This is a genomic window from Streptomyces sp. NPDC018964, from assembly GCF_044390325.1.
Taxonomy (GTDB): domain Bacteria; phylum Actinomycetota; class Actinomycetes; order Streptomycetales; family Streptomycetaceae; genus Streptomyces.
Genome location: NZ_JBIRYZ010000010.1, coordinates 238772 through 260769 on the forward strand (window position 1 = coordinate 238772; position 21998 = coordinate 260769).

Consider the following 21998-nt stretch of genomic DNA (forward strand, 5'->3'; position numbering starts at 1 on the left):
TGCCTGGGCAGCCGGGCGATGCCCCCGCGTCGGCGGGCGGGCAGCCGGTGTCGCCCGGGGCGTACCCCGACGCACTCGCCACCGGGCACCAGGTACCGCCCGAGGCGGCACGTTCCGGCGCGCCCGCCGGGCCGCCGGTGCCGCCCTGGGCGGGGCACCACGTCGGTACTCCCGAGCACGCGCGTGCCGCCGACGACTCCGCCGTGCCGCCCGCGGCCGGCACGGCGCCCCCGCCTCCGCCCGGGCAGCCGGGGGCGCATCATCAGTCCACCCTCGTGGCGGGCCAGAACACCTCCGCCCCACCCCCGGCACCGGGGCCGTACGGACACCCCCAGCAGCCCGCGTACGGCTACCCCTACAACGGGTACACCGCCGACCCGACCCCGTCCTACGCCCCACCGCCGTTCGGACCGGCGTCCGAGCCGCGCCGGGACGGCCGTTCCACCGTGCTGCTCGTGGTGATCGCGCTGGTCGTCGCGCTCGCCGCCGGCGGCACCGTGTACGCGCTGATGAGCGGCAAGGGCACCGGCAACCGCGCCGGCGGCGACCCCACCGCGACCCCGTCGCCCGACAGCGCGTCCCGGGACACCGGTCCCACCGCCCCGGACGACGCACAGTCGACCGGCACACCCGGACCCAGCACCTCCGCGCCCGCGGACGGGGCCGTCCCCGCCGCCTACCTGGGCAGCTGGTCCACCACCATCGACAACGCGAGCGGCGAACACACCCGCAGGCTGACCCTCCAGCAGGGCGCGATCGGTGACACGGTCATGTCCCTCGTCGCCGACGGGCCCACCGGCAGCGGCACCTACCACTGCGTCTTCGAGGCCCGCCTCACCGGCGGCTCCGGTGACCGGCTGGAACTCGGCCCGTCCTCCGTGACGGTCGGACAGCCGCGCAGCGCCTGCACCCCGGGCCCCGCCAGCGAGATCGTCCTCCTCCCCGACGGCTCGCTCCGGCGCGCGAACACCGGGAACGGCGAACAGCTCACCTACACGCGGGACTGACGCACCGCACCGACTCCGCGTTCGTCCACCGTGGTTGAACGTTCGGCGAACTCCGGCGAACCGACACCGCCGACCGCTTCGCACAGCCGTACGGTGACTGCCCGGTCGGACGTGCGGGCAGTGGCGGGGGCGGCACGATGCAGTGGCTGAGCGCGGAGAATCTGGTGGCCGTGGCGACGGCGATCCTCGGTGTCGTCGCCTCCGCCGTCATGGTCTGGTACGAGCGGCGGGTACCGCGCCGCAAACGCATCGGGTACCGCGTGCAGTTGGACGCCCCGATCGGTGACGGCCAGCGGTCGAGCCGCACCATCCGGCGGGAGGGCTGGTTCGACACGTCGGCGGCGGGAATGACGCACGCCAGCATGGTGCTGCTGCGCATCGAGAACGACGGCTCGCAGGCCATCGGCCGCGACGACTACCAGAGCCCGGGAAGCCACGGCCTGACCGTGGAGTTCACCGAGCGCACCATCCTCGGCGTCTCGGTCACCCAGCCGTCGGAGACCAGCCACCTCCTCGAGCACTTCACCCAGGAGCGCGGCTTCGGCTACCAGGACGGCGTCCTGCGCCTCCCGCGCGTACCGCTGAACCGGGGCGCCTACTACAAGCTGCTGGTGCTGCTCTCCGGCGGCCGCGTGGGCGACGAGATCCGGCTGAGCGGCGACCTCAGCGAGGGCGACGTGCACCGCAACCGCAGTGCCACCCCGGACGACAAGGCCCCGCTGTTCAGCCGTGCGGCGCGACTGATCACCATCACGCTCACGCTGTGCGTGGTGGCCCTGGCGGTGATCGTCGTGGCCCAGGACGACAGCCCGCCCCCCATCGGCTGCAGGAGCGGCACCCTGACCCTCACCGGATCGACGGCGTTCGCGCCGGTGCTGAGGGAGGTCGCGGAGCAGTACGAGCGGGACTGCGCGGACGAGGACCCGCGCATCAAGGTGGACCCGCACGGGTCGACGGCCGGAATACGGGACCTGGTGGCGGCCGGGGCGGACGAGGAGGACGGCTCGCCGTCGATGGTGGTCCTGTCGGACGGCCCCAAGCCGAGCGGGCTGACCGAGCTGCGCGAGACCCGGGTGGCGGTGTCGGTGTTCGCGCTGGTGGTGAACGAGGGCGTGAGGCCGCGGAACCTGTCGACGACGGACGTACGACGGCTGTACCGGGGCGAGATCACGAACTGGAACGAGCTCGGCGGCCGGGACCTGCCGGTCCACCTCGTCAGCCGGGACGCCAACTCGGGCACGAGACAGGTCTTCCAGCGCCGCGTGCTGGGCCGGGGCGAGATCGCCCACTCCTCCGTCGACTGCGTGCACAAGGACGACCCGACGGCCCCCGTCATCCGCTGCGAACTCGACTCCACCGAACAGGTGCTGAAGACCGTCGCCGAAGTCCCCGGCGCGATCGGCTACAGCGAACACGCCCGCGCCTCCCGGGCGAAGGGACTGCACCGGCTGAACCTCGACGGCGAGGCCCCGTCCGTCGACGCCATCGAGCAAGGCACGAGCTCCTACCCGTACCGGGAGATCGAGTACGCCTACACCTACGGGCAACCGCCGGCGGACTCGCTGGCGTCGGGTTTCCTGACGTACCTCACGCGCGGCCTCGGCCAGGAGGTGATCCGCACCCACGGCCACCTGCCGTGCTGGACCCCGGCGGGATTGAAGCTCTGTGAGGGGCGGTCTCTGCCGTGACGGATCGGCTCAGCATGGTTCGGGTGGAGGTCGTGCTGGGTCCTGGTGGGGTTGGAGTTCTGTGAGGGGTGGTTTCTGTCGTGACGGATCGGCTCAGCGTGGTTCGGGTGGGCGTTGCCGCGGCATGTTGGGGCGGGCCGGGCCCTGCGGGGACGGGAAACGGCCGGGCGGGAGGGGCTCCGGGCGTCCCGCGCCCGCCACCGCCGTCTGGATGCCCAGCGGCGCGCCACCCGTGCGGAACTCCACCATCCAGTCGGCCGTCTCGACCCGCACCAGCTCGGTGACGTCCTCCGAGAACCGTCGCAGCACCGACAGGCACCGCTCGGCCGCCTCGCTCGCCGTGCCGTCCGCCGGGCCGAGCACCTCGCGCACGCACTCCGACGCCCAGTCGAACTGGAACACCTGCAACCGCCGCCGCACGGCCTGCGCGGTCGCCACGTCCCGCATCCAGCCGGACGTCATCCCGAAGAACCGGTCTCCGGCCACACAGGCCACCCCGAGCAGCAGCGCCAGATAACCCCAGGGCGCGGACCCGTCGGCCACCCCGGTCAGATCGAGCAGCGGCAGCGCGGCCCCGGTCAGCGCGCCCACGGCAGTCCCGGCCCGCAGCGCCCACGCGCACCGCCGCTTCCACACCCGCTCCGCGAGGTACCAGGCGGCCGTGTCCAGCGCGCCGCGCTCCACCCACCGGTACAGCTCGTCCAGCCGGGCCGCCGGCTCGCCCCAGTCCCCGAGCGGGAACTCCCGCCCCTCCAGGTCGCCCGGCCACAGCCCGGCCGCCCCGTCGCCCCGCCCGTCCTGAGGCCGCCCCTCGGGCTGCATCTCCGGCTGACCCACCCGGTATCTCCCTGTCTCCCTACCGACCCCTGCTGAATTCGCTTACTTTCCGTCCATGAGACGTGACGCCGAGTGCTCACGCGCCTGACCCTTCCTACCTCCCAACGGGTGGCGGCGTCGGGGGTTCGGGCTCTTTGTCGCCCGGAAGATGGCCGTGATCAGGTATAGGGCCCCCACCGTGACTCACTCGAAAGAGTGCCGGGGCAACGGCTCCCGTGACCACGTAGGCTCGTGCCGAACGGTAAAACCCTTACCGACGGACCGACCAAGGAGCCGAATCGTGATCCCCGGTGGTGGCCAGCCGAACATGCAGCAGCTGCTCCAGCAGGCCCAGAAGATGCAGCAGGACCTGGCCAGGGCCCAGGAGGAACTGGCGAGGACGGAGGTCGACGGGCAGTCGGGAGGCGGTCTGGTGAAGGCCACCGTCACCGGCTCCGGCGAGCTGCGCGGCCTCGTGATCGACCCGAAGGCGGTGGACCCGGAGGACACCGAGACCCTCGCCGACCTGATCGTCGCGGCGGTCCAGGCGGCCAACGAGAACGCCCAGACCCTCCAGCAGCAGAAGCTCGGCCCGCTGGCCCAGGGGCTGGGCGGCGGTGGCATCCCCGGTCTTCCGTTCTGACCTTTCTCCGACGGCCCGCGGGCCTCTACCGTACGTACTGAAGGAACACCAGGAAGGGACGGCAGTCCGTTGTACGAAGGCGTGGTCCAGGACCTCATCGACGAGCTGGGGCGGTTGCCCGGCGTCGGTCCCAAGAGCGCGCAGCGGATCGCCTTCCACATCCTCCAGGCGGAACCGACGGACGTACGGCGTCTGGCGCACGCGCTGATGGAGGTCAAGGCGAAGGTCCGCTTCTGCGCGACCTGTGGGAACGTCGCGCAGGAGGAGCAGTGCAACATCTGCCGCGACGCCCGCCGCGATCCGGCCGTCATCTGCGTCGTGGAGGAGCCGAAGGACGTCGTGGCGATCGAGCGCACCCGTGAGTTCCGGGGCCGCTACCACGTCCTCGGCGGCGCGATCAGCCCCATCGACGGGGTGGGCCCGGACGACCTGCGGATACGAGAACTTCTCGCGCGGTTGGCCGACGGTACGGTCACGGAGCTGATCCTGGCCACGGACCCGAACCTGGAGGGCGAGGCGACGGCGACGTACCTCGCCCGCATGATCAAGCCCATGGGCCTGAAGGTCACCCGCCTGGCCAGCGGCCTCCCGGTGGGTGGCGACCTGGAATACGCGGACGAGGTGACCCTCGGCCGCGCCTTCGAGGGGAGACGACTCCTAGATGTCTGACGCCACGCTGCACGCGACGCACCAGAACCCCGACGACTTCGCCGTCCAGATCGCCGACCAGATCGAGAGCTTCCTGGTCGCCGTCACGGAGGTCGCGAAGGGCGACGAGCCGGACTCGGCCGTCCCCTTCCTCCTCCTGGAGGTGTCCCAGCTCCTGCTGGCCGGCGGCCGTCTGGGCGCGCACGAGGACATCGTCCCCGAGGAGCGCTACGAGCCCGACCTGGGCCCGGAGGCCGACGTGGACGAGCTCCGCGAGAACCTCGCCCGGATGCTCGACCCGATCGACGTCTACTCCGAGGTCTTCGACCCCTACGAGCCCCGCAAGGCCCCGGTTCCGGCCCGCATCTCCGACGACCTCACCGACGTCATCACCGATCTGCGCCACGGCATGGCCCACTACAAGGCCGGCCGCACCACGGAGGCCCTGTGGTGGTGGCAGTTCTCCTACTTCTCCAACTGGGGTTCCACGGCGTCCGCGGCCCTGCGCGCCCTCCAGTCGGTGGTCGCCCACGTCCGGCTCAACCAGCCCCTCGCCGAACTCGACGGCCTCGACACCGACCAGGGCATGGGCGACGACACCCTGGAGTTCGAGGCGGGCAAGGTCATGGCCGAGGAGATCGGCACCCCGCTGGGCGTGCGACCGGGCATGTGAGGAAAAAGCGTGAGCACAGGGCAGGCGATTGTCCCTTGGATGCTCAGATGAGCACCCAAGGGACAGTGTCGACCGATGTGTTCTCGCTTTTCGGGATGAGTGTGTCCCTGCCGGTGTCCGCCGCATGAGCGGCAGCGTGTACGTGGGCAACGCGGGCAAGGACGCGGCGCTGGGCCGGGGCTGGCTCCTGGGGCACTTCAAGGACGCCGGAGACCCCCGCCACAGCGAGGCGGTGGAGATCAAGTGGGGCGTCCACCCGCGTGGCGACGAGCGGGCGCGGTGGGTGGAGGGTGAGGAGCGCACCGCTCTCCTGGTCCTCATCAGCGGCCGTTTCCGGGTCGAACTCCCCGGCCGTAGCGTCCTTCTGGAGAAGCAGGGCGACTACGTCGTGTGGGGACGGGGGGTCGACCACTCGTGGTGCGCGGAGGAGGAGTCGGTGGTACTGACCGTCCGGTGGCCGTCCGTACCCGGATACGCGGTGGCGGAGGACGCGGAGGACGGGGAGACCCGGTGAGCCGGTACAGCGGCTGGACAGACGTCAAGAACCGGATCCGGGAGAGCCGGCCCGGGGTCCCCGACGCCGAGTGAGGAGCGGCGCCTGCGTCGAGGTCGCCCGCTGCGGCGCCGCCCACGTCCGCGACTCCAGGGCCGCCCCCTCGGGCCCCGCACCCGGTATCGCCGCGCCCCGTATCGCCGCACTCGCCTGGGCGGCGTTCGTTTCCGCAGGTCGGCCCGGAGCTTGAGCCCCGGGACCCGAGCTCTTCCCCCGGGTTTTCCTGGTTCTCTATTTGGTTGAAATACCCAACCAACCAAGTCTGAACGTGAGTTGAGACGGCGTACCTCGTAAGAGTGACGTTCCGTGATCGGCTTGCGTCGCTGCGTGAAATCGCCCTAGGTTCGCGGCAAACGACCAGCAAATGAGTCGGCCCCGGCGGTGCACCAACACCGGTCCGAGGCCTGACCGACGCATCGAATCGAGACCCTTCGATGGTGGCTTACGCCAACCTTAGCCCCGCCCTGCCGTCCCCGTCCCACCCCATGGCCAATACGGGGTACGGAAAGCGCCCCGCAGGTGACGAAGACCCGCACGCCGACCCGGACTTCGCACACCTGCTCCCGCGTGACGCCGAGATCGCCGTCTTCGTCGACCACCTCGAAGAGGGGCACGCGATGGGCCACAAGGCCATCGCCGCCGCGCACCCCCGCTACGGCCAGCAGGCCGTCCGTGTCTCGCTGGGCCGCATCGTGGTCGCCGGGCACCTGCGCTGGATCAGGGAGCACATCACCGTCGAGGACAACTCGATGCGGTGGGTGACCCGTACGTACTGGTCGCGCACCCGCAGGTCGGCCGAGTGGTGGGAGAACTTCGCACGGGAGCGCCACGGCAAGGACGTGACCGAGCACTACTTCCCCGGGCTGGCGCGGGTCGAGGAAGAGGCCGACGCGGAAGTCGTGGCGGAAGCCGAGCAGGTGGCGGCGGAAGCGGCTGCGGAAGCGGCTGCGGACAACGAGCGGGAGGAGCCCGCCGCCGAGCAGCCCAGCGCCGCGTACCGGGCCCTCGCCGAAGCCGGCGCGGTCGACGGCCGTATGCCGTTGTCCGACGGCGACTGCCGTTCCCTCGAACCCCTCGCCGCCCAGTGGCTGGCCCATGGCGCGAGCCCGCAGGACATCACGAAGGCACTGACCGACGGGCTGCCGCCCGCCGTCGACAACCCGGGCGGACTCGCCCGCAACCGATTGGAGAGGAAAATGCCCCCGAAGAAGGCGAAGATCCGGCAGAAGGCCGGTCGCAGGGCACGGGTGACCCGCGTACTCATGGTCTGCGGGCTGTGTGACGCGGACGAGCGGACGACGGAGATCACGCACGGCCTGTGCCGGGAATGCATGGCCGAGATCGAGGCGGAAGGCCCGCTGGTCTTCTACGGGGCTATCCCTGACACGTTCCTCCCCGGCCCCCGGGAGGGCGGCGGGCCGGGCCCCCGGGAGAGCGGAGGGCTCGAGGGTGCCGACGAGGTCATCGATGTCACCGAACGCGTCGACGCCCTCCGCCGTGCGGCGGGCCTGACCTCGCCGAAGGGGCGGAACAGGTGACCGTCCCCGGCGGCGGTGTCCTGCCCGTGTCTCTCGGCGGGGACCTGATCGAGCGCCTCAAGGCGTATGCCGATGCCTGCCGGCGGCCGGTCGAAGCCGTGGTCGCGGACGCGGTGGAGGAACGCCTCGACGCCCGTCCGGATCATCAGCGGCAGCGTGCCGCCGGGCTCGCGGCCGTGCGGGAGTGCGAGACGGAGCACGGGCCCTTCACCGAAGAGGGGACCGCGGAGGCCGACGCGCGGATCGACGGGCTCTTCCGTCCCGCGGACGACGAACACGAAGGTCTTCGCACGGACGGCCGACCGGAGAGGAGGGGCGAATGAGCGTGCGGGAGGTGCCGGTCGGGGCACCATGGTGTCGAGGAGGCGACGCCATGACCCCCACGACCGAACACCGGCCGCAGATGTCCGTCGAGGAGTTCGAGGAGCTGGAGCGCCGTGCCCCGGAGACCGTGCGGTTGGAGTTCATCAACGGGAAGGTCCAGGTCAAGGCGGTGACCGACGGCAATCACGACCAGATCGTGGCCTGGTTGCAGAGGCTGTGCATGCAGCACCGTCCGGAGTTGTGGCTCTACGCGGAGCGGGGCATGAAGGTCGAGACCTACCGGAAGGGGAGAGCTCGCCCCGACGGCGTACTGGCCCCCTTCGGTTTCGCGAAGGGACACGGGGACTGGTCGGAGGCGGAGGGCGTGCTCATGACCGTGGAGGTCACCTCTCATGACGCCGACACACACCAGCGCGACCGCGTCGAGAAGCCCGGCGGATACGCGGCTGCCGGCATCCCCGTCTATCTCCTCGTCGACCGGGAGGACCGAACCGTCACCGTCTTCTCCGCCCCCGAGGGCGGTCGCTACCGCCTGCAGGTGAACAAGCCGTTCGGTGCCGTGATCGACCTCCCCGACCCCGTGAACATCACCCTCGACACCGAACCCCTCAAGGACCTCGCCGACTGAGCCCGCGTGTGACGCGGGTCGCTTTTCCGAGTGGTCCGCGACGGGATGGGGCATGAGCCCCCTGCACGAGCGCCGGGGAGTCTCACCATGCGATATCGCGGAGGGGTTTTTCGGACGCTCGATAGACTGAACCGACCGCGGCGCACACATATGTGGGCGGACCGCGGAAAACGACGGACTGAGCGAGGAGCGCACGTGGGCCTTGTCGTGCAGAAGTACGGAGGCTCCTCCGTAGCCGATGCCGAGGGCATCAAGCGCGTCGCCAAGCGGATCGTGGAAGCCAAGAAGAACGGCCACCAGGTGGTCGCCGTGGTTTCCGCGATGGGCGACACGACGGACGAGCTGATCGATCTCGCCGAGCAGGTTTCCCCGATCCCTGCCGGGCGCGAGCTCGACATGCTGCTGACCGCCGGAGAGCGGATCTCCATGGCCCTGCTGGCCATGGCGATCAAAAACCTGGGTCACAACGCCCAGAGCTTCACCGGCAGCCAGGCAGGTGTCATCACCGACTCGGTCCACAACAAAGCCCGCATCATCGATGTCACGCCGGGCCGGATCAAGGCCTCGGTGGACGAGGGCAACATCGCCATCGTCGCCGGTTTCCAGGGCGTCAGCCAGGACACCAAGGACATCACCACGCTCGGCCGCGGCGGCTCCGACACCACCGCCGTCGCCCTCGCCGCCGCGCTCGAAGCCGAGGTGTGCGAGATCTACACGGACGTGGACGGCGTATTCACCGCCGACCCGCGCGTGGTGAAGAAGGCCCGGAAGATCGACTGGATCGCGTTCGAGGACATGCTCGAACTCGCGGCCTCCGGGTCCAAGGTGCTGCTCCACCGCTGCGTGGAGTACGCCCGCCGGTACGACATCCCGATCCACGTCCGCTCGTCCTTCAGCGGACTGCAGGGCACGTGGGTCAGCAGTGAGCCGATGAAGCAAGGGGACAAGCAGGTGGAGCAGGCTCTCATCTCCGGTGTCGCGCACGACACCTCCGAGGCCAAGGTCACGGTCGTCGGCGTGCCGGACAAGCCCGGCGAGGCCGCCTCGATCTTCCGCACGATCGCCGATGCCGAGATCAACATCGACATGGTCGTGCAGAACGTGTCCGCCGCCTCCACGGGCCTGACGGACATCTCCTTCACCCTGCCGAAGACCGAGGGCCGCAAGGCCATCGACGCGCTGGAGAAGAACAAGGACGCCATCGGCTTCGACTCCCTGCGCTACGACGACCAGATCGGCAAGATCTCCCTGGTCGGCGCCGGTATGAAGACCAACCCGGGCGTCACCGCCGACTTCTTCACGGCGCTCAGCGACGCCGGGGTGAACATCGAGCTGATCTCGACCTCCGAGATCCGCATCTCGGTCGTCACCCGCAAGGACGACGTGCCGGAGGCCGTCCGCGCCGTGCACTCCGCGTTCGGCCTCGACTCCGACAGCGACGAGGCCGTGGTCTACGGAGGCACCGGCCGCTGATGGCCAAGACCGAGGGACCCGGACGTTCCGGGCGGCCGACGCTCGCGGTCGTGGGAGCGACCGGGGCCGTCGGCACGGTCATGCTCCAGATCCTGTCCCAGCGGGCGGACGTCTGGGGCGAGATCAGGCTCATCGCCTCCCCGCGCTCGGCCGGCCGCAAGCTGACCGTGCGCGGCGAAGAGGTCGAGGTCGTGGCGCTCACCGAGGAGGCCTTCGACGGGGTCGACGTCGCGATGTTCGACGTACCCGACGAGGTCGCCGAGCACTGGGCGCCCGTCGCCGCCGCGCGGGGCGCGGTGGTGGTCGACAACTCGGGCGCGTTCCGGATGGACCCGGACGTGCCGCTCGTCGTCCCCGAGGTCAACCCGCACGCCGTGCGCAGGCGCCCGCGCGGGATCGTCGCCAACCCGAACTGCACCACCCTGTCGATGATCGTCGCGCTGGGCGCGCTGCACGCCGAGTTCGGCCTGCGCGAGCTGGTCGTCTCCTCGTACCAGGCGGTCAGCGGCGCCGGGCACGCGGGAGTGCGCACCCTGCGCGAACAGCTCTCCCTGGTGGCCGGTACGGAACTGGGGACCAAGCCCGGTGACGTACGGCGGGCCGTGGGGGACAACACCGGGCCGTTCCCGGAGCCGGTCGCGCTGAACGTCGTACCGTGGGCCGGATCGCTGCGGGAGGACGGCTGGTCCTCGGAGGAGATGAAGGTGCGGGACGAGTCCCGCAAGATCCTCGGCCTGCCCTCCCTGCCCGTGGCGGTCACCTGCGTACGCGTCCCGGTGGTCACCACGCACTCCCTCACCGTGCACGCCCGCTTCGAGGGCGAGGTCACCGTCGACAAGGCGCGCGAGATCCTCGCCACGGCGCCCGGAGTGGTCCTGTTCGACAACCCGGCAGCGGGGGAGTTCCCCACCCCCGCCGACGTCGTCGGCACCGACCCGACCTGGGTCGGCCGGGTACGGCGGGCCCTGGACGACCCCACCGCGCTGGAGCTCTTCGTGTGCGGGGACAACCTCCGCAAGGGGGCGGCGCTCAACACCGCTCAGATCGCCGAACTCGTGGCGCTTGAAAAGTAAAAAGTTCTGGATCGCACAGTATTCGTTTGTAGGATCTGTGTAACTCCTGTGCGCGCCTGATTTCCGGCTCCGGCCACTTGATCAGGCCGTTCCGGCAACGGAGGATTGCGCCAGGCGTGTACGAGGATTCACCTCCCCGTCATCCGCAACCGAGCGGAGGGCGGGGAGCGTCTTTGCGGTCACCCCTGCCGGGGACGCTGGGGCGCTGCTCTCCGGACGTGGGGACGTCCGGAACCGGGCGTGGGGACGCCCGTTCATATGGAACACAGGGGAAGAGCGGGACGCATGAGGGCATTCGATGTGCTGTCGGTGGTGCTGCCTGACACGGGCGGGCGACCGGCCGCACCGGTCACCGTAAAAGTGACGCCCGGCGCGTACAACCCTTACGAGGGGAAGCGTGTCCAACTGGCGTGGCTGAGGTACTCGACTTCACAGCGCCGCGCGGCACGGCCCTCCGGCCGCCCCGCCCGGCTCGCCGACCCCCCGTGTCCGGCGCGTCCGGCGGCGGCATGCCGGTGATCGCGCCCATGCCCGCAGCGCGCCCCGCCCGCATTCCCGGTCAGCGTGACGGCGCCGACGACGTCGTGGCGGCCGGCACCACCGTCGACCACCTCACCGAGACCTACCGCGCGCACTACCGCTCGCTCCTGGGCCTCGCGGCGCTCCTCCTCGACGACACCGCCTCCTGCGAGGACGTCGTGCAGGAGGCGTTCATCCGCGTCCACTCCGCCCGCAAGCGCGTCCGGGACCCGGAGAAGACCCTGGCCTACCTGCGCCAGACGGTCGTCAACCTGTCCCGCTCCGCGCTGCGCCGCCGCATCCTCGGCCTCAAGCTGCTCTCCAAGCCCATGCCCGACATGGCGAGCGCGGAGGAGGGCGCCTACGACCAGTTGGAGCGCGACTCCCTCATCAAGGCGATGAAGGGGCTCCAGCGCCGCCAGCGCGAGGTGCTGGTGCTGCGCTACTTCGCGGACATGACCGAGGCGCAGGTCGCCGAGACCCTCGGCATCTCGCTGGGCTCGGTGAAGGCGTACGGCTCACGCGGTATCGCGGCACTGCGGCTGGCCATGGAGACGCCGGCATGAGCGACGGCAAGGACGCGTGGCGCGAGGAGGACGGGCCGGAGGTCCGGGGGACCTCCCGCCCGTCCGGCGCCGCGCGGGGGTCCGAGGGCGTGCCCGCGCCCGAGGACGTACGGGAATCCGGCGACGGGAACGAACCGAAGCACACGCACGCTGGGAACGGAACTGTGAACGACGGCCTGGACGAACAGGGCCCCAAGGGGCTCGACGCGGACGAGCTGGCACTGCGCACCCTGATGCGGCAGGCGGTGCGGGAGGTGGAGCCGGGCGACGGCACCCTGGACTATCTGCGCCGGGCCGTCCCCGCCCGCCGGGCCCGCAAGCGCCAGGCCCTCGTCGGCGTGGCCGCGGCCGCGCTCTTCCTCGGCACCGCTGTCCCCGCCCTCGTCCACGTCTCCGGCGTCACCGGCTCCGACGCCGACCCCTCCGCCGTCGGCCACGCCGCGCAGGCGCAGGGCGGTACCGGCCAGGGCCAGGACCCGAAGGGCGGGGAGAGCACCGCGGGCGGCACCTCGGACCAGGTCGAGGGAACCGACAAGGACGACAAGAAGGACAAGGAGAAGGACGGCTCGTCCGCCGGCTCCGGTACGGGGACGACGGAGGGGTCCGCCCCCTCGTCCAGCACCGAGACAGGGGTGCCCGCCTGTACCGCCGCCCAGCTCGGCCCGGCGGTCGCGTCCAGCGGCGCCCCCGAATCCACGGGCGCGGTCTACGGTTCCTTCCGGGTCGTCAACGTCTCCACCACGAGCTGTGCCGTCGAAGGCGCCGGCTCCGTGACCGCGGTCCCGCAGGGCGCCGCCGACACCGCCAAGGTGGGTTCGGCGTCGCACGTGGCGGGGGACGCGGCGGCCGGGCTGCCCGACCCCTCCCTGGAGGCCGACCGGCTGGTGCTCAAGCCGGGTGCGGCGTACGAGGTGAAGTTCGCCTGGGTGCCCTCCGAGCCCTGCACGGCTCCGGGGGACAGCACCGGCGGCACCGGGACCGGCGGCGGCACCGGCGGTCCCTCGCCCGATCCGGCACCGACCGACAACCCGACCGCGACGACCGGCGCGTCCACGGGCCCCGACAGCGGCACGGTCACCACCCAGCTGGTCAGGGCGGACGGCACGGTGGAGGGCAGCGTCGCGGTGACGTACACGCCGTCCACGGGTTCGGGCCCGGCCACCACGACGGTGAGCAACGCGTGCGCGGGCACGGTGTACTACACGGGGCTGCTGACGGCGGTGTGACGGGGCGGTCGGCCCCCGGCCGGGGGCCGCGGTCAGACCGCCGACGGACTCGACTGCTCCGGTTCCCGCTCTTCGTTCCCGGTCCCGGTCCCGTCGGTTTCGTCCTCGTCCGGGACCAGACCCAGTTCCGCGTCGCGGACGAACTCCAGCTCGCGGCGGAACAGCCGGAACCACATGAAGATCACGAAGCCCACGAAGGCGAACCACTCGGCGGTGTAGCCGAGGTTCTGGAACGCCTTCAGGTCCAGTCCGGTGCCGCCCGGCGCGGTCGCCGGCACCGCCCGCATCCCCGAGTCACCGCGGTTGAGGGTGAGCCAGGCGTCGTACACGTCGTACTCCACGAGGTTCACCAGCGACGCCGAGCTGATCGCCGCCGTCTGGCCCTCGGGCAGGCCGCCGCGGGCGCTGACGCCGTTGCTGCCCGGGGTCTCGGACGCCTGGAGCGCTCCGGTGACGGTGACCTCGCCGGTGGGCGCCGCGGGCACCTCGGCCGGATCGGGGGTGCCGGGCAGCCAGCCCCGGACGACGGGCAGCGCCCGGCCGGTGTCGGTGCGCAGCAGGGTCAGGACGTAGGAGCCGTCCCTGTCGTCCAGCGTGCGGCCGGGCACCAGCAACTGGGTGTCGTACCGGCCGCTCGCGGTGGCCTGCTTGCCGGAGGTGGCCTTGGTCACGGGCAGCAGGTCGTCCAGGGGCCTGGCCGCCTCCCGCTTGTCCGTGGCGATCCGCGCCTCGGCGTCGCGGTGGCTGTCCACCCGGTCCTCGAACCGGCCCAGCTGCCAGGACCCCATGAAGACGCAGAAGGGGATGGAGAGCAGCAGGAAGACGTTGATCCCCCACCAGCGGGGTGTCAGCAGAAACCGGTACACGCTCTCAACGGTACGGGCCCGCGGGTGGTTCCCGGCCCGCGGGGTCGTCGTGCGGCGGGCCGTCTCCACGGGAGGGCGGTGAAGGATCGGGAAGAAGTTGTCCACAGCCTGGGGACCTCGGCGGCGCGATGCCCTCCCGGACGGGCAGTATGGGGCCATGACTGAGAGCAACGGGTCCGACGCGCCGGACCGGGCGGACCACCAGACCGAGCGAGTGGCACAGGGCGCGGGCATGCCCGACTGGGAGAAGCGCTTCCGGGCACCCCGGGTGTCCCTGCCCGACTGGGCGGAGGACGCCCCCGACCGCTCCCTGTTCGTGTCGAACGCGACGGGGACGTACGAGCTGTACGCCTGGGACCGGGCGACGGGCGAGCAGCGGCAGGTGACGGACCGGCCCAACGGCACGACGGACGGCGTGCTCTCGCCGGACGGCGAGTGGATCTGGTGGTTCGACGACAAGGACGGCGACGAGTTCGGCGTGTGGCGCCGGCAGCGGTTCCCGGGCGGCGAGGACGAACTCGCGGCACCGGGCCTCGACCCTTCGTACCCGGCGGGACTCGCGCTGGGCCGGGACGGCCGTACGGCGGTCGTGGGCCGTTCCACGGACGAGGACGGTACGACGATCCACCTGGTCCGCACAGGCGAGGCGCCCGTGGAGATCTACCGGCACCGCGAGTCGGCGGGGGTCGGTGACCTCTCCCACGACGGTTCGCTGATCGCCGTGGAGCACACCGAGCACGGTGACGCGATGCACTCCGCGCTGCGGGTGCTGCGGCCCGACGGCACGACGGTCGCCGAGCTCGACGACACCGAGGGCGGCACCCGGGAGCTGGGCCTGGAGGTGCTGGGCTTCGCGCCGGTGGCGGGCGACACCCGGCTGCTCGTCGGTCACCAGCGGCGCGGACGCTGGGAGCCCCTGGTGTGGGACGTGGCGACGGGGGAGGAGAGCGACCTCGCGCTGGAACTGCCGGGCGACGTGAGCGCCGAGTGGTACCCGGACGGCTCGGGGCTGCTCGTCGTGCACGGCTTCGAGGCCCGCGGCGAGCTGTTCCGCTACGACCTGGCCGAGCGCCGGCTGGAGAAGATCCCCACCCCGCGCGGCGCGGTCTCGGGCGCGACGGTCCGGCCCGACGGCAGCGTGGAGTACCTGTGGTCGTCGGCGGCCCGGCCGCCGGCGGTGCGCTCCACGACGGGCGGAGTGGTCCTCGACCCGCCCGGGATGAAGTCGCCCGGGTCGGTCCCGGTGGAGGACGTGTGGGTGGAGGGGCCGGGCGGCCGCATCCACGCCCTCGTCCAGAAGCCGGCCGGCGCGACCGGACCCCTCCCCACGGTCTTCGACATCCACGGCGGCCCCACCTGGCACGACAGCGACTCCTTCGCGGCCGGCCCGGCCGCCTGGGTCGACCACGGCTACGCGGTGGTCCGCGTCAACTACCGGGGCTCCACGGGCTACGGCCGCGCCTGGACCGACGCGCTGAAGCACCGGGTGGGCCTGATCGAACTGGAGGACATCGCGGCGGTACGGGAGTGGGCGATCACCTCCGGACTCGCCGACCCGGCCCGGCTGGTCCTCACCGGCGGCTCCTGGGGCGGCTACCTCACCCTGCTCGGCATCGGCACGCAGCCCGACGCGTGGGCGGTGGGCATCGCGGCGGTTCCGGTCGCCGACTACGTCACGGCGTACCACGACGAGATGGAAGCGCTGAAGGCGATGGACCGCACGCTGCTCGGCGGCACCCCGGAGGAGGTCCCCGACCGCTTCGAGGCGTCCTCCCCGATCACCTACGTCGACCGGGTCAGGACCCCGGTCTACATCTCGGCGGGCGTCAACGACCCCCGCTGCCCCATCCAGCAGATCGAGAACTACGTCAAACGCCTGGAGTCCCGCGGCGCGGTCCACGAGGTCTACCGCTACGACGCGGGCCACGGCTCCCTGGTGGTCGACGAACGCATCAAACAGGTCCGCCTGGAACTCGCCTTCGCCGCCAAACACCTGCCGACCCCGTAGCTGCGGGCACCCGTGCCGCCCGTAGCTACGGGCACCCGTGCCGCCCGTAGCTGCGGGCACCCGTGCCGCCCGTAGCTGCGGGCAGTCGTGCCGCTGGGGCGGCACGGGTGGGCGCAGCGGCACCCCGCAGGCGCGGGTAAGTGAAAACCCGCCCTCGCCCAGCGGCAGCTCCGCGCACCCCGCAAGCGCGGGTAAGTGAAAACCCGCCCTCGCCCAGCGGCAGCTCCGCGCACCCCGCAGGCGCGGGCAAGTGGAACCCGCCCCGCCCAGCGGCAGCCCACGGCAAGCGTCACCCCGCGCCCCGCGCCCGCCGCCCCAGCAACTCCGCCAGCCCCCGCCGGGTGGCGGCCAGCACCACCCGGTCCTCGGCCCGCAGCACATACGTATCAGGGAGGTCCCACACCAGCCCGGACCCCGGCACCCCCTCCCCGCCGGAGGCGGACCCCGCCGTGTCCAGCGCCAGCACCCGCCAGGCCCCCGCCCGGAACGCCTCCCCCACCGTCCGCCCCTCCAGCTGCGCGTACCCGCCCACGACGACCGCCGCGAACAGCAGCACCCGCCGCTCCACCGGGATCGCCCCCAGGATCTGCCGCCCCATCATCGCCCCGGCGAAAGCCGGCGCCGCCAGATGCGACACGCTCCGGCTCCGCGTCAGCGCCGAGGGGTGCGCGGTCCGCAGCGTCCGGTACACCGCCTTCGCGAAGTCGTCGTCGTACAGCCGCAGCACCGCCCGCAGATCGGGCCGTACGGACCGCGCGTACAGCACCGCCTCCAGGTTCGTCGTGTCCGCGCTGGTCAGTGCCAGCAGCGCGTCCGCGCGGTGGATCTTCGCGGACTCCAGCACCCCCTCCTGCGTGACGTCCCCCAGCACCACCGGCACCCGTAGCCGCCGCGCCACGGCCATCCCCCGCGCCTCCGGATCGGCCTCGACGCACACCACCGGAATGTGCAGCTCCCGCAGACGTGTGAGCACCCGCGTCCCGATCTTGCCCAGTCCCAGCAGTACGACGTGCCCGCTCAGCCCGCGCGGCGGCTTCCGCAGCGCCGACGCCGTGCGGAACGTCCCCAGCGCCTCCAGCACCGCCGCCAGCAGCACCGGCAGCAGCAGCAACCCCACCACCCCGGAGAGCAGTTGCAGCACCTGCCGGCCGGTCGGCTCGTGGTGCGCGGGCTCGTTGATCGCGAACAGGTCGAGCAGGGTGACGTACGTGGCGTGCAGCGGATCGTCGTCCGTCACCAGCGCCAGGGCGACCGCGAGCGCGACCGTGGCCGCCACCAGCCCCGCCAGCGACCACCGCAGCCGCCGCGAGAACAGCGAGGCGAACGGCGGACCGCCCCGCCCGGACGGCAACGCGGGCCCGGAGTAGGACAGTTGCTCCAGCACCACCGTCCCCCGCCCGGTCGCCGCCGCCACCGCCGCGGCGTCGGGCAGCAGTCGCGGGCCCTGCTCGCCGCTGTCCTCCGAACCCTCGTCCCCGGCGGGGTCGTTGCTGGTCGCGGAGAGCAGCGCGAGGGTGCACAGCCCAGGGTCGGCCACCTCGCCCGGTCCCGGAGGCCGGCGTTCCACCGCGCGCAGCAGCAGCCCCTCCGCGTCGACGACCTTGCTGGTGCCGACGAGCGCGGTGGCGACCAGCGCGGGCGCGGTCGTGTCGGCGTCGGACAGCACGGTCGTGGCGATGTCGGCCCCGCCGCGCCCCGGCGCGCCGTCACCGCCCGCCAACGCGGCGGCCTGGTCGAGGAGTTCCTCGATGTGCTGGCCCAGGCGCCGGTTGTAGAGCCGGAGGACGAGCCGCAGCCGGGGGTTGAGCCGGCGGGCGGTCAGGGCGGCACGGATGTTGGTCTCGTCGTCGTCGTACACCAGGGCCAGCGCGGCGGCGCGTTCCACCCCGACCTCGGCGAGCACGGCCTCGGTCGGCTCGGCGGCCTCCACGACCCGTTCGCCGGGCGCCAGGGTGTCGTCGGACCCACCAGGCCCACCGGACCCGCCGGTGCCCCGGTTGACGGCGGTCACGACCCGGTCGAGCAGGGCGGCGGAGGCCGCGCGGGCCCGTCCCACCACCGGCTGCCGGTTGCCGCGTCCGGTCGGCGGCACGACGAGGGTCACCTGCTCGCGGTACACACCGCGCAGTTCGGCGGCGAGCCGGTGCGCGAGCCCGTCGTCGCCGCACACCACCATGTGTGCCGGCGGGTCGCCGGGCGGGGCGGGGTTGGGAAGGAGGCTCACCACGGGTGAAGAGACTGCCTCATCGTGACGGGTGGTTCCAGACCGGGGCTGAACGGCCGCGCCCCGCCCTCCGTACCGAGGAGGAGGGACCCGACCGCGGTCCCGCCCCCTCGCGCGCGTCCACCGGAGGTGCACCCGGCCCGTGGCCATCACGCAACCGCCCCCGCACGGCACCACCGAACCCGACGACGGCCGGGAGGAGGGGAAGGCGTACGAGGAGGAGAAGGCACGGGCGCACGACGAGGCGGAGACGCATGACGAGGCGAAGGCGCACGACGAGGCGGAGACGCACGACGAGGCGTCCCGTCACCTCACCTCCCCCCTCCTCCTCACCCTCGTCCTCCTCACGGCGATGCTGTTCCAGGACCCCGTCCGCCGCGCCCTGACCGCGCCGGTGATGCAGAGCTGGATGACGGTGTTCGTGGCGGTGGTCCTCCAGGCCCTCCCCTTCCTGGTGCTCGGCGTCCTGCTGTCGGCGGCGATCGCGGTGTTCGTCCCGCCGTCGTTCTTCGCCCGCGCCCTGCCGAGGCGCCCCGCGCTGGCCGTACCCGTCGCGGGCGCGGCGGGGGCGGTGCTGCCGGGCTGCGAGTGCGCGTCCGTGCCGGTGGCGGGCGCGCTGGTGCGCAGGGGAGTGGCGCCGGCGGCCGCCCTGGCGTTCCTGCTCTCCGCCCCCGCGATCAACCCGGTCGTGCTGACGGCGACGGCGGTCGCCTTCCCCGGCGACCCCGAGATGGTGGCGGCCCGCTTCGTCGCGAGCCTGCTGGTGGCGTGCGCGATGGGCTGGCTGTGGCAGCGCCTCGGCCGCACCGACTGGCTGCGCCCGCCCTCCCGTTCGTCGTACGAAGGCCAGAGCCGGGGCGCGGCGTTCTGGGGCTCGGTACGGCACGACGTGATGCACGCGGGCGGCTACCTGGTGGTCGGCGCGACGGCGGCGGCGACGCTGAAGGCGGTGGTCCCCGCCGAGTGGCTGCGCGCGGCGGCCGACAGCCCGGTGCTGTCGGTGCTGGTCCTGGCCGTCCTGGCGGTGCTGCTGTCGATCTGCTCGGAGGCGGACGCGTTCGTGGCGGCGTCGCTCACCCAGTTCTCGCTGACGGCCCGGCTGGCCTTCCTGGTCGTGGGACCGATGGTCGACCTGAAGCTCTTCGCGATGCAGACGGGCACGTTCGGCCGGGCCTTCGCCCTGCGCTTCACCCCCGCGACCTTCGCCCTGGCGGTGGTCGTCTCGGCCCTGACGGGAGCGGTATTGCTGTGAAACCCTCGAAGCCGGCCCTGAACCACCAGGCCCAGGCGGCCCTGCTGTTCCTCCTCGGCGCGACCGTGCTGCACGCCGGCCTGACCGACCTCCACCTGCGGTACGTCAAGGCGGGCCTGCGCCCACTGCTCCTGCTGTCGGGCGCGGTGCTGATCGCGACGGCGGCGGCGACGGCCTGGTACGCGTGGCGCCGCGTGCCGCACCCGGGGGAGCCGCACCGGGAACCCCGTGTCTCCTGGCTCCTCGCCCTCCCCCTCCTCGCCCTGATCCTGGTCGCCCCGCCCGCCCTCGGCTCCTACAGCGCCACCCACACCGGTACGGCCCTGCGGGAACCCCTCGGCTACCCGGAGCTGCCCGAGCGGGGGCCGCTGCGCCTGGGAGTCGGGGAGTACGCGGCCCGCGCGGTCTACGACCGGGGCCGTCACCTGCGTGACCGCCCCATCGGCATCACCGGTTTCGTGGCCCTGGACGGCACCGGCGCCCCGTACCTGGTCCGCATGGGTCTCGACTGCTGCGCCGCCGACGCCCAGCCGGTCAAGATCGCCCTCACCGGCGCGATCCCTCCGGTCCTGCGGCCGGACAGCTGGCTGGAGGTCACCGGCCACTACACCCCGCGCCGTACGAAGGACCCCGTCAACGGCGGACCGGTCCCGTACTTCGAGGTCACCCGCGCCGAACCGGTCCCGGCCCCGCAGGACCCGTACGACGAGGCGTGGAGCGGCTAGGGCCGCGACCGGCTACGACCGGTAGGGCTGCTGCTGCGACTGCTGCCCGTACCCCTGTCCGCCGCCGGCCGCCTGCGCCTGGAGCTGCTCGGCCTGCTCCGCGGTCACCTTCTGCTCCGCGCCGCAGAAGGTGCACTGCGTCGTGTACTTCGTCGAGACCGGGAACAGCGGCACGAAGAACAGGGTGAACTTGGTGACCCGCTTCCTGAGCGTGTGCGCGGCGGGATTCCCGCACTGCGCGCACACCAGCGTCAGTATCGCGAGCTGGTGCAGGTAACCCTTGGTGCCAAAAATGATCATGTCGTCGATCCTTCCCGGGCCTCGGCCCCCCGAACCACCACACCAGACGGTGACCGTGGTCGGCAACGCGGGAGGACACGTCCGCGGCAAGGTCGTGCCGACGGTGCGGTGACGGCCGCCGCGGCGTCACCCCGAGCGGTGCCGCCGTACGACGTCCAGCGCCCGGTCCCCCACGTCGGCGGTGGAGGAGGCGAGGTCACGCACCAGGGTGAGCAGCGGGTCGGTGCTCTGTCTGAACGTCTCCAGGTACGAGGTCGCGGTGCCGCGCGCCTGCGACCTCACCGACGCCGTGCCGTCGTCGCGCCGCAGCGGGTAGGAGCCGGAGAGGATCGTGCGGTAGTCGTCGCCGGCGGCCCACCGGTTCAGTTCGGAGACCCGGACCACCGCGAGCGGGTGCGAGCTGTTCCGGGTCAGCAGGAACTTGGCGAAGCTGTCACGGAGGTTCTCGGCCCTCTCGAACTCGGCGGCCTGGCGCAGGAACTCCTCGACGTCCATGTCCTCCAGGTGCGATCCGCCGGCCAGCTTCATGAGCGCGCGCAGGCACGCCTCGCGGTCCTGCAGCACGAGCAGGCCCGCCCGGTCGCACGACAGTTCCGACTTGCGCATCCACTCGGCGAGGGCCGACTGGACCGCCTGGACGCCGATGCCGGCCAGGGGCAGCGACGTCATGAGGGCGCCCGCCTGCAGCAGGTAGAGGGCCATGGTGCGGTACACCGAGTGGCCGCTCATCGCGTGCCCGAGCTCGTGGCCGATCACGAACCTCAGTTCGTCGTCGTCCATGAGGTCGACCAGGGCCGTGGTCAGGACGACGAACGGTTCGTTCATGCCGATGGTGAAGGCGTTGACCGCGGCCGATTGCTGGACGTAGAGCTCGGGCGCCCGGTCGAAGTCCAGGATGCGCGCGGCCTCGCGCACGCCGCGGTGGATGCGCGCGAACTGCCGGTCGCTCGTCCGCACCGCGGAGGCGAGGTGTTCCATCCGGACGACGCGGTCCGAGAAGCTCCCCCGGAACTTTCTGACCAGGCCGTCCACCCCGTGGAGCTTGCGCAGCGCCACCAGCGCCGTTCGGTCGGCCGGGTGCTCGTAGGCCCGGGACGAGATGCCCGGGAACCGGGTGCGGGTGCGTGTGTCGACGGGCGGCTCGGCGCCCTTGATCCTTTTGTCCCCCATGTGGCGCAACGTAGAAGGTGATCTCGGGCTCGCGCAAGGGTTTGCATTATCAGAAATTCGTTCGAGTGCAAGCTGTTT

Annotated in this window: 20 protein-coding genes and 1 pseudogene; 16 read left to right on the forward strand and 5 right to left on the reverse strand. The window is 72.1% G+C overall.

From position 1 onward, the window contains the following. Both ACH5AO_RS19480 and ACH5AO_RS19485 read left to right on the forward strand, forming a co-directional pair. A pseudogene (locus tag ACH5AO_RS19480) lies at positions 1 to 1007 on the forward strand (serine/threonine protein kinase); the annotation flags it as partial. Between the two features lie 137 nt (positions 1008 to 1144). Further along, on the forward strand, positions 1145 to 2695 hold the full coding sequence (locus ACH5AO_RS19485) for a substrate-binding domain-containing protein (protein ID WP_398926179.1): 1551 nt from the start codon (positions 1145 to 1147) through the stop codon (positions 2693 to 2695). A gap of 93 nt (positions 2696 to 2788) precedes the next feature. Here the strand turns inward: ACH5AO_RS19485 and ACH5AO_RS19490 are convergent, their stop codons facing one another. Then, positions 2789 to 3532 carry an SLATT domain-containing protein gene (locus tag ACH5AO_RS19490; RefSeq protein ID WP_398926180.1) on the reverse strand — a complete coding sequence of 248 codons (744 nt, stop codon included), beginning with the start codon at positions 3530 to 3532 and terminating at the stop codon, positions 2789 to 2791. A 280-nt stretch (positions 3533 to 3812) separates the two neighbouring features. On the opposite strand from ACH5AO_RS19490, the gene ACH5AO_RS19495 reads away from it, so the two are divergent. The 11 genes from ACH5AO_RS19495 to ACH5AO_RS19545 all read left to right on the forward strand — a co-directional run bounded on the left by ACH5AO_RS19495 (position 3813) and on the right by ACH5AO_RS19545 (position 13375). Beyond that, on the forward strand, positions 3813 to 4154 hold the full coding sequence (locus ACH5AO_RS19495) for a YbaB/EbfC family nucleoid-associated protein (protein ID WP_398926182.1): 342 nt from the start codon (positions 3813 to 3815) through the stop codon (positions 4152 to 4154). A 69-nt stretch (positions 4155 to 4223) separates the two neighbouring features. Next, a complete protein-coding gene (gene recR / locus ACH5AO_RS19500) occupies positions 4224 to 4823 on the forward strand; it encodes a recombination mediator RecR (protein WP_398789159.1) in 600 nt (199 codons plus the stop codon). Continuing rightward, positions 4816 to 5475 (forward strand): DUF5063 domain-containing protein, encoded by a 660-nt coding sequence (locus tag ACH5AO_RS19505; RefSeq protein ID WP_398926184.1) that lies wholly within the window; start codon positions 4816 to 4818, stop codon positions 5473 to 5475. The genes recR and ACH5AO_RS19505 overlap by 8 nt, the downstream gene beginning before the upstream one ends. Before the next feature lie 124 nt (positions 5476 to 5599). Further along, on the forward strand, positions 5600 to 5989 hold the full coding sequence (locus ACH5AO_RS19510; RefSeq protein WP_398926186.1) for a signal peptidase I: 390 nt from the start codon (positions 5600 to 5602) through the stop codon (positions 5987 to 5989). A gap of 524 nt (positions 5990 to 6513) precedes the next feature. Further along, on the forward strand, positions 6514 to 7566 hold the full coding sequence (locus tag ACH5AO_RS19515; protein ID WP_398926188.1) for a hypothetical protein: 1053 nt from the start codon (positions 6514 to 6516) through the stop codon (positions 7564 to 7566). Beyond that, complete coding sequence (locus ACH5AO_RS19520) at positions 7563 to 7889, forward strand: hypothetical protein (protein WP_398926190.1); 327 nt, start codon at positions 7563 to 7565, stop codon at positions 7887 to 7889. Before ACH5AO_RS19515 ends, ACH5AO_RS19520 begins: the two co-directional genes overlap by 4 nt. 50 nt (positions 7890 to 7939) lie before the next feature. Next, positions 7940 to 8518, forward strand: a complete 579-nt coding sequence (locus ACH5AO_RS19525) for a Uma2 family endonuclease (RefSeq protein ID WP_398926192.1) — start codon at positions 7940 to 7942, stop codon at positions 8516 to 8518. Between the two features lie 195 nt (positions 8519 to 8713). Then, positions 8714 to 9991: an aspartate kinase gene (locus ACH5AO_RS19530; protein WP_398926194.1), complete on the forward strand. Its 1278-nt coding sequence runs from the start codon at positions 8714 to 8716 to the stop codon at positions 9989 to 9991. Next, positions 9991 to 11064: an aspartate-semialdehyde dehydrogenase gene (locus tag ACH5AO_RS19535; protein ID WP_398926197.1), complete on the forward strand. Its 1074-nt coding sequence runs from the start codon at positions 9991 to 9993 to the stop codon at positions 11062 to 11064. The genes ACH5AO_RS19530 and ACH5AO_RS19535 overlap by 1 nt, the downstream gene beginning before the upstream one ends. 509 nt (positions 11065 to 11573) lie before the next feature. Then, a complete protein-coding gene (locus tag ACH5AO_RS19540) occupies positions 11574 to 12149 on the forward strand; it encodes a SigE family RNA polymerase sigma factor (RefSeq protein ID WP_398926341.1) in 576 nt (191 codons plus the stop codon). Beyond that, on the forward strand, positions 12146 to 13375 hold the full coding sequence (locus ACH5AO_RS19545) for a hypothetical protein (protein WP_398926199.1): 1230 nt from the start codon (positions 12146 to 12148) through the stop codon (positions 13373 to 13375). The genes ACH5AO_RS19540 and ACH5AO_RS19545 overlap by 4 nt, the downstream gene beginning before the upstream one ends. A gap of 32 nt (positions 13376 to 13407) precedes the next feature. On the opposite strand, the gene ACH5AO_RS19550 is transcribed toward ACH5AO_RS19545, so the two are convergent. Then, positions 13408 to 14241, reverse strand: coding sequence for an SURF1 family protein (locus ACH5AO_RS19550; RefSeq protein ID WP_398926201.1), 834 nt, complete (start codon positions 14239 to 14241; stop codon positions 13408 to 13410). Between the two features lie 157 nt (positions 14242 to 14398). Between ACH5AO_RS19550 and ACH5AO_RS19555 the strand changes: the two genes are divergently transcribed. Next, positions 14399 to 16249, forward strand: coding sequence for a S9 family peptidase (locus ACH5AO_RS19555; RefSeq protein ID WP_398926203.1), 1851 nt, complete (start codon positions 14399 to 14401; stop codon positions 16247 to 16249). Positions 16250 to 16538: 289 nt separating this feature from the next. Here ACH5AO_RS19555 and ACH5AO_RS19560 read toward each other — a convergent pair whose 3' ends face one another. After that, on the reverse strand, positions 16539 to 18425 hold the full coding sequence (locus ACH5AO_RS19560; protein ID WP_398926343.1) for an NAD-binding protein: 1887 nt from the start codon (positions 18423 to 18425) through the stop codon (positions 16539 to 16541). 190 nt (positions 18426 to 18615) lie between these two features. Between ACH5AO_RS19560 and ACH5AO_RS19565 the strand changes: the two genes are divergently transcribed. Both ACH5AO_RS19565 and ACH5AO_RS19570 read left to right on the forward strand, forming a co-directional pair. Further along, positions 18616 to 19725: a permease gene (locus ACH5AO_RS19565; protein ID WP_398926204.1), complete on the forward strand. Its 1110-nt coding sequence runs from the start codon at positions 18616 to 18618 to the stop codon at positions 19723 to 19725. 17 nt (positions 19726 to 19742) lie between these two features. Further along, positions 19743 to 20450 carry a TIGR03943 family putative permease subunit gene (locus ACH5AO_RS19570; RefSeq protein WP_398926345.1) on the forward strand — a complete coding sequence of 236 codons (708 nt, stop codon included), beginning with the start codon at positions 19743 to 19745 and terminating at the stop codon, positions 20448 to 20450. A 12-nt stretch (positions 20451 to 20462) separates the two neighbouring features. On the opposite strand, the gene ACH5AO_RS19575 is transcribed toward ACH5AO_RS19570, so the two are convergent. Together ACH5AO_RS19575 and ACH5AO_RS19580 are read right to left on the reverse strand one after the other, a co-directional pair. Next, positions 20463 to 20750, reverse strand: a complete 288-nt coding sequence (locus ACH5AO_RS19575) for a zinc-ribbon domain-containing protein (protein ID WP_398926206.1) — start codon at positions 20748 to 20750, stop codon at positions 20463 to 20465. A gap of 126 nt (positions 20751 to 20876) precedes the next feature. Further along, positions 20877 to 21920: a M48 family metallopeptidase gene (locus ACH5AO_RS19580; protein WP_398926208.1), complete on the reverse strand. Its 1044-nt coding sequence runs from the start codon at positions 21918 to 21920 to the stop codon at positions 20877 to 20879. Positions 21921 to 21998 lie beyond the last annotated feature (78 nt).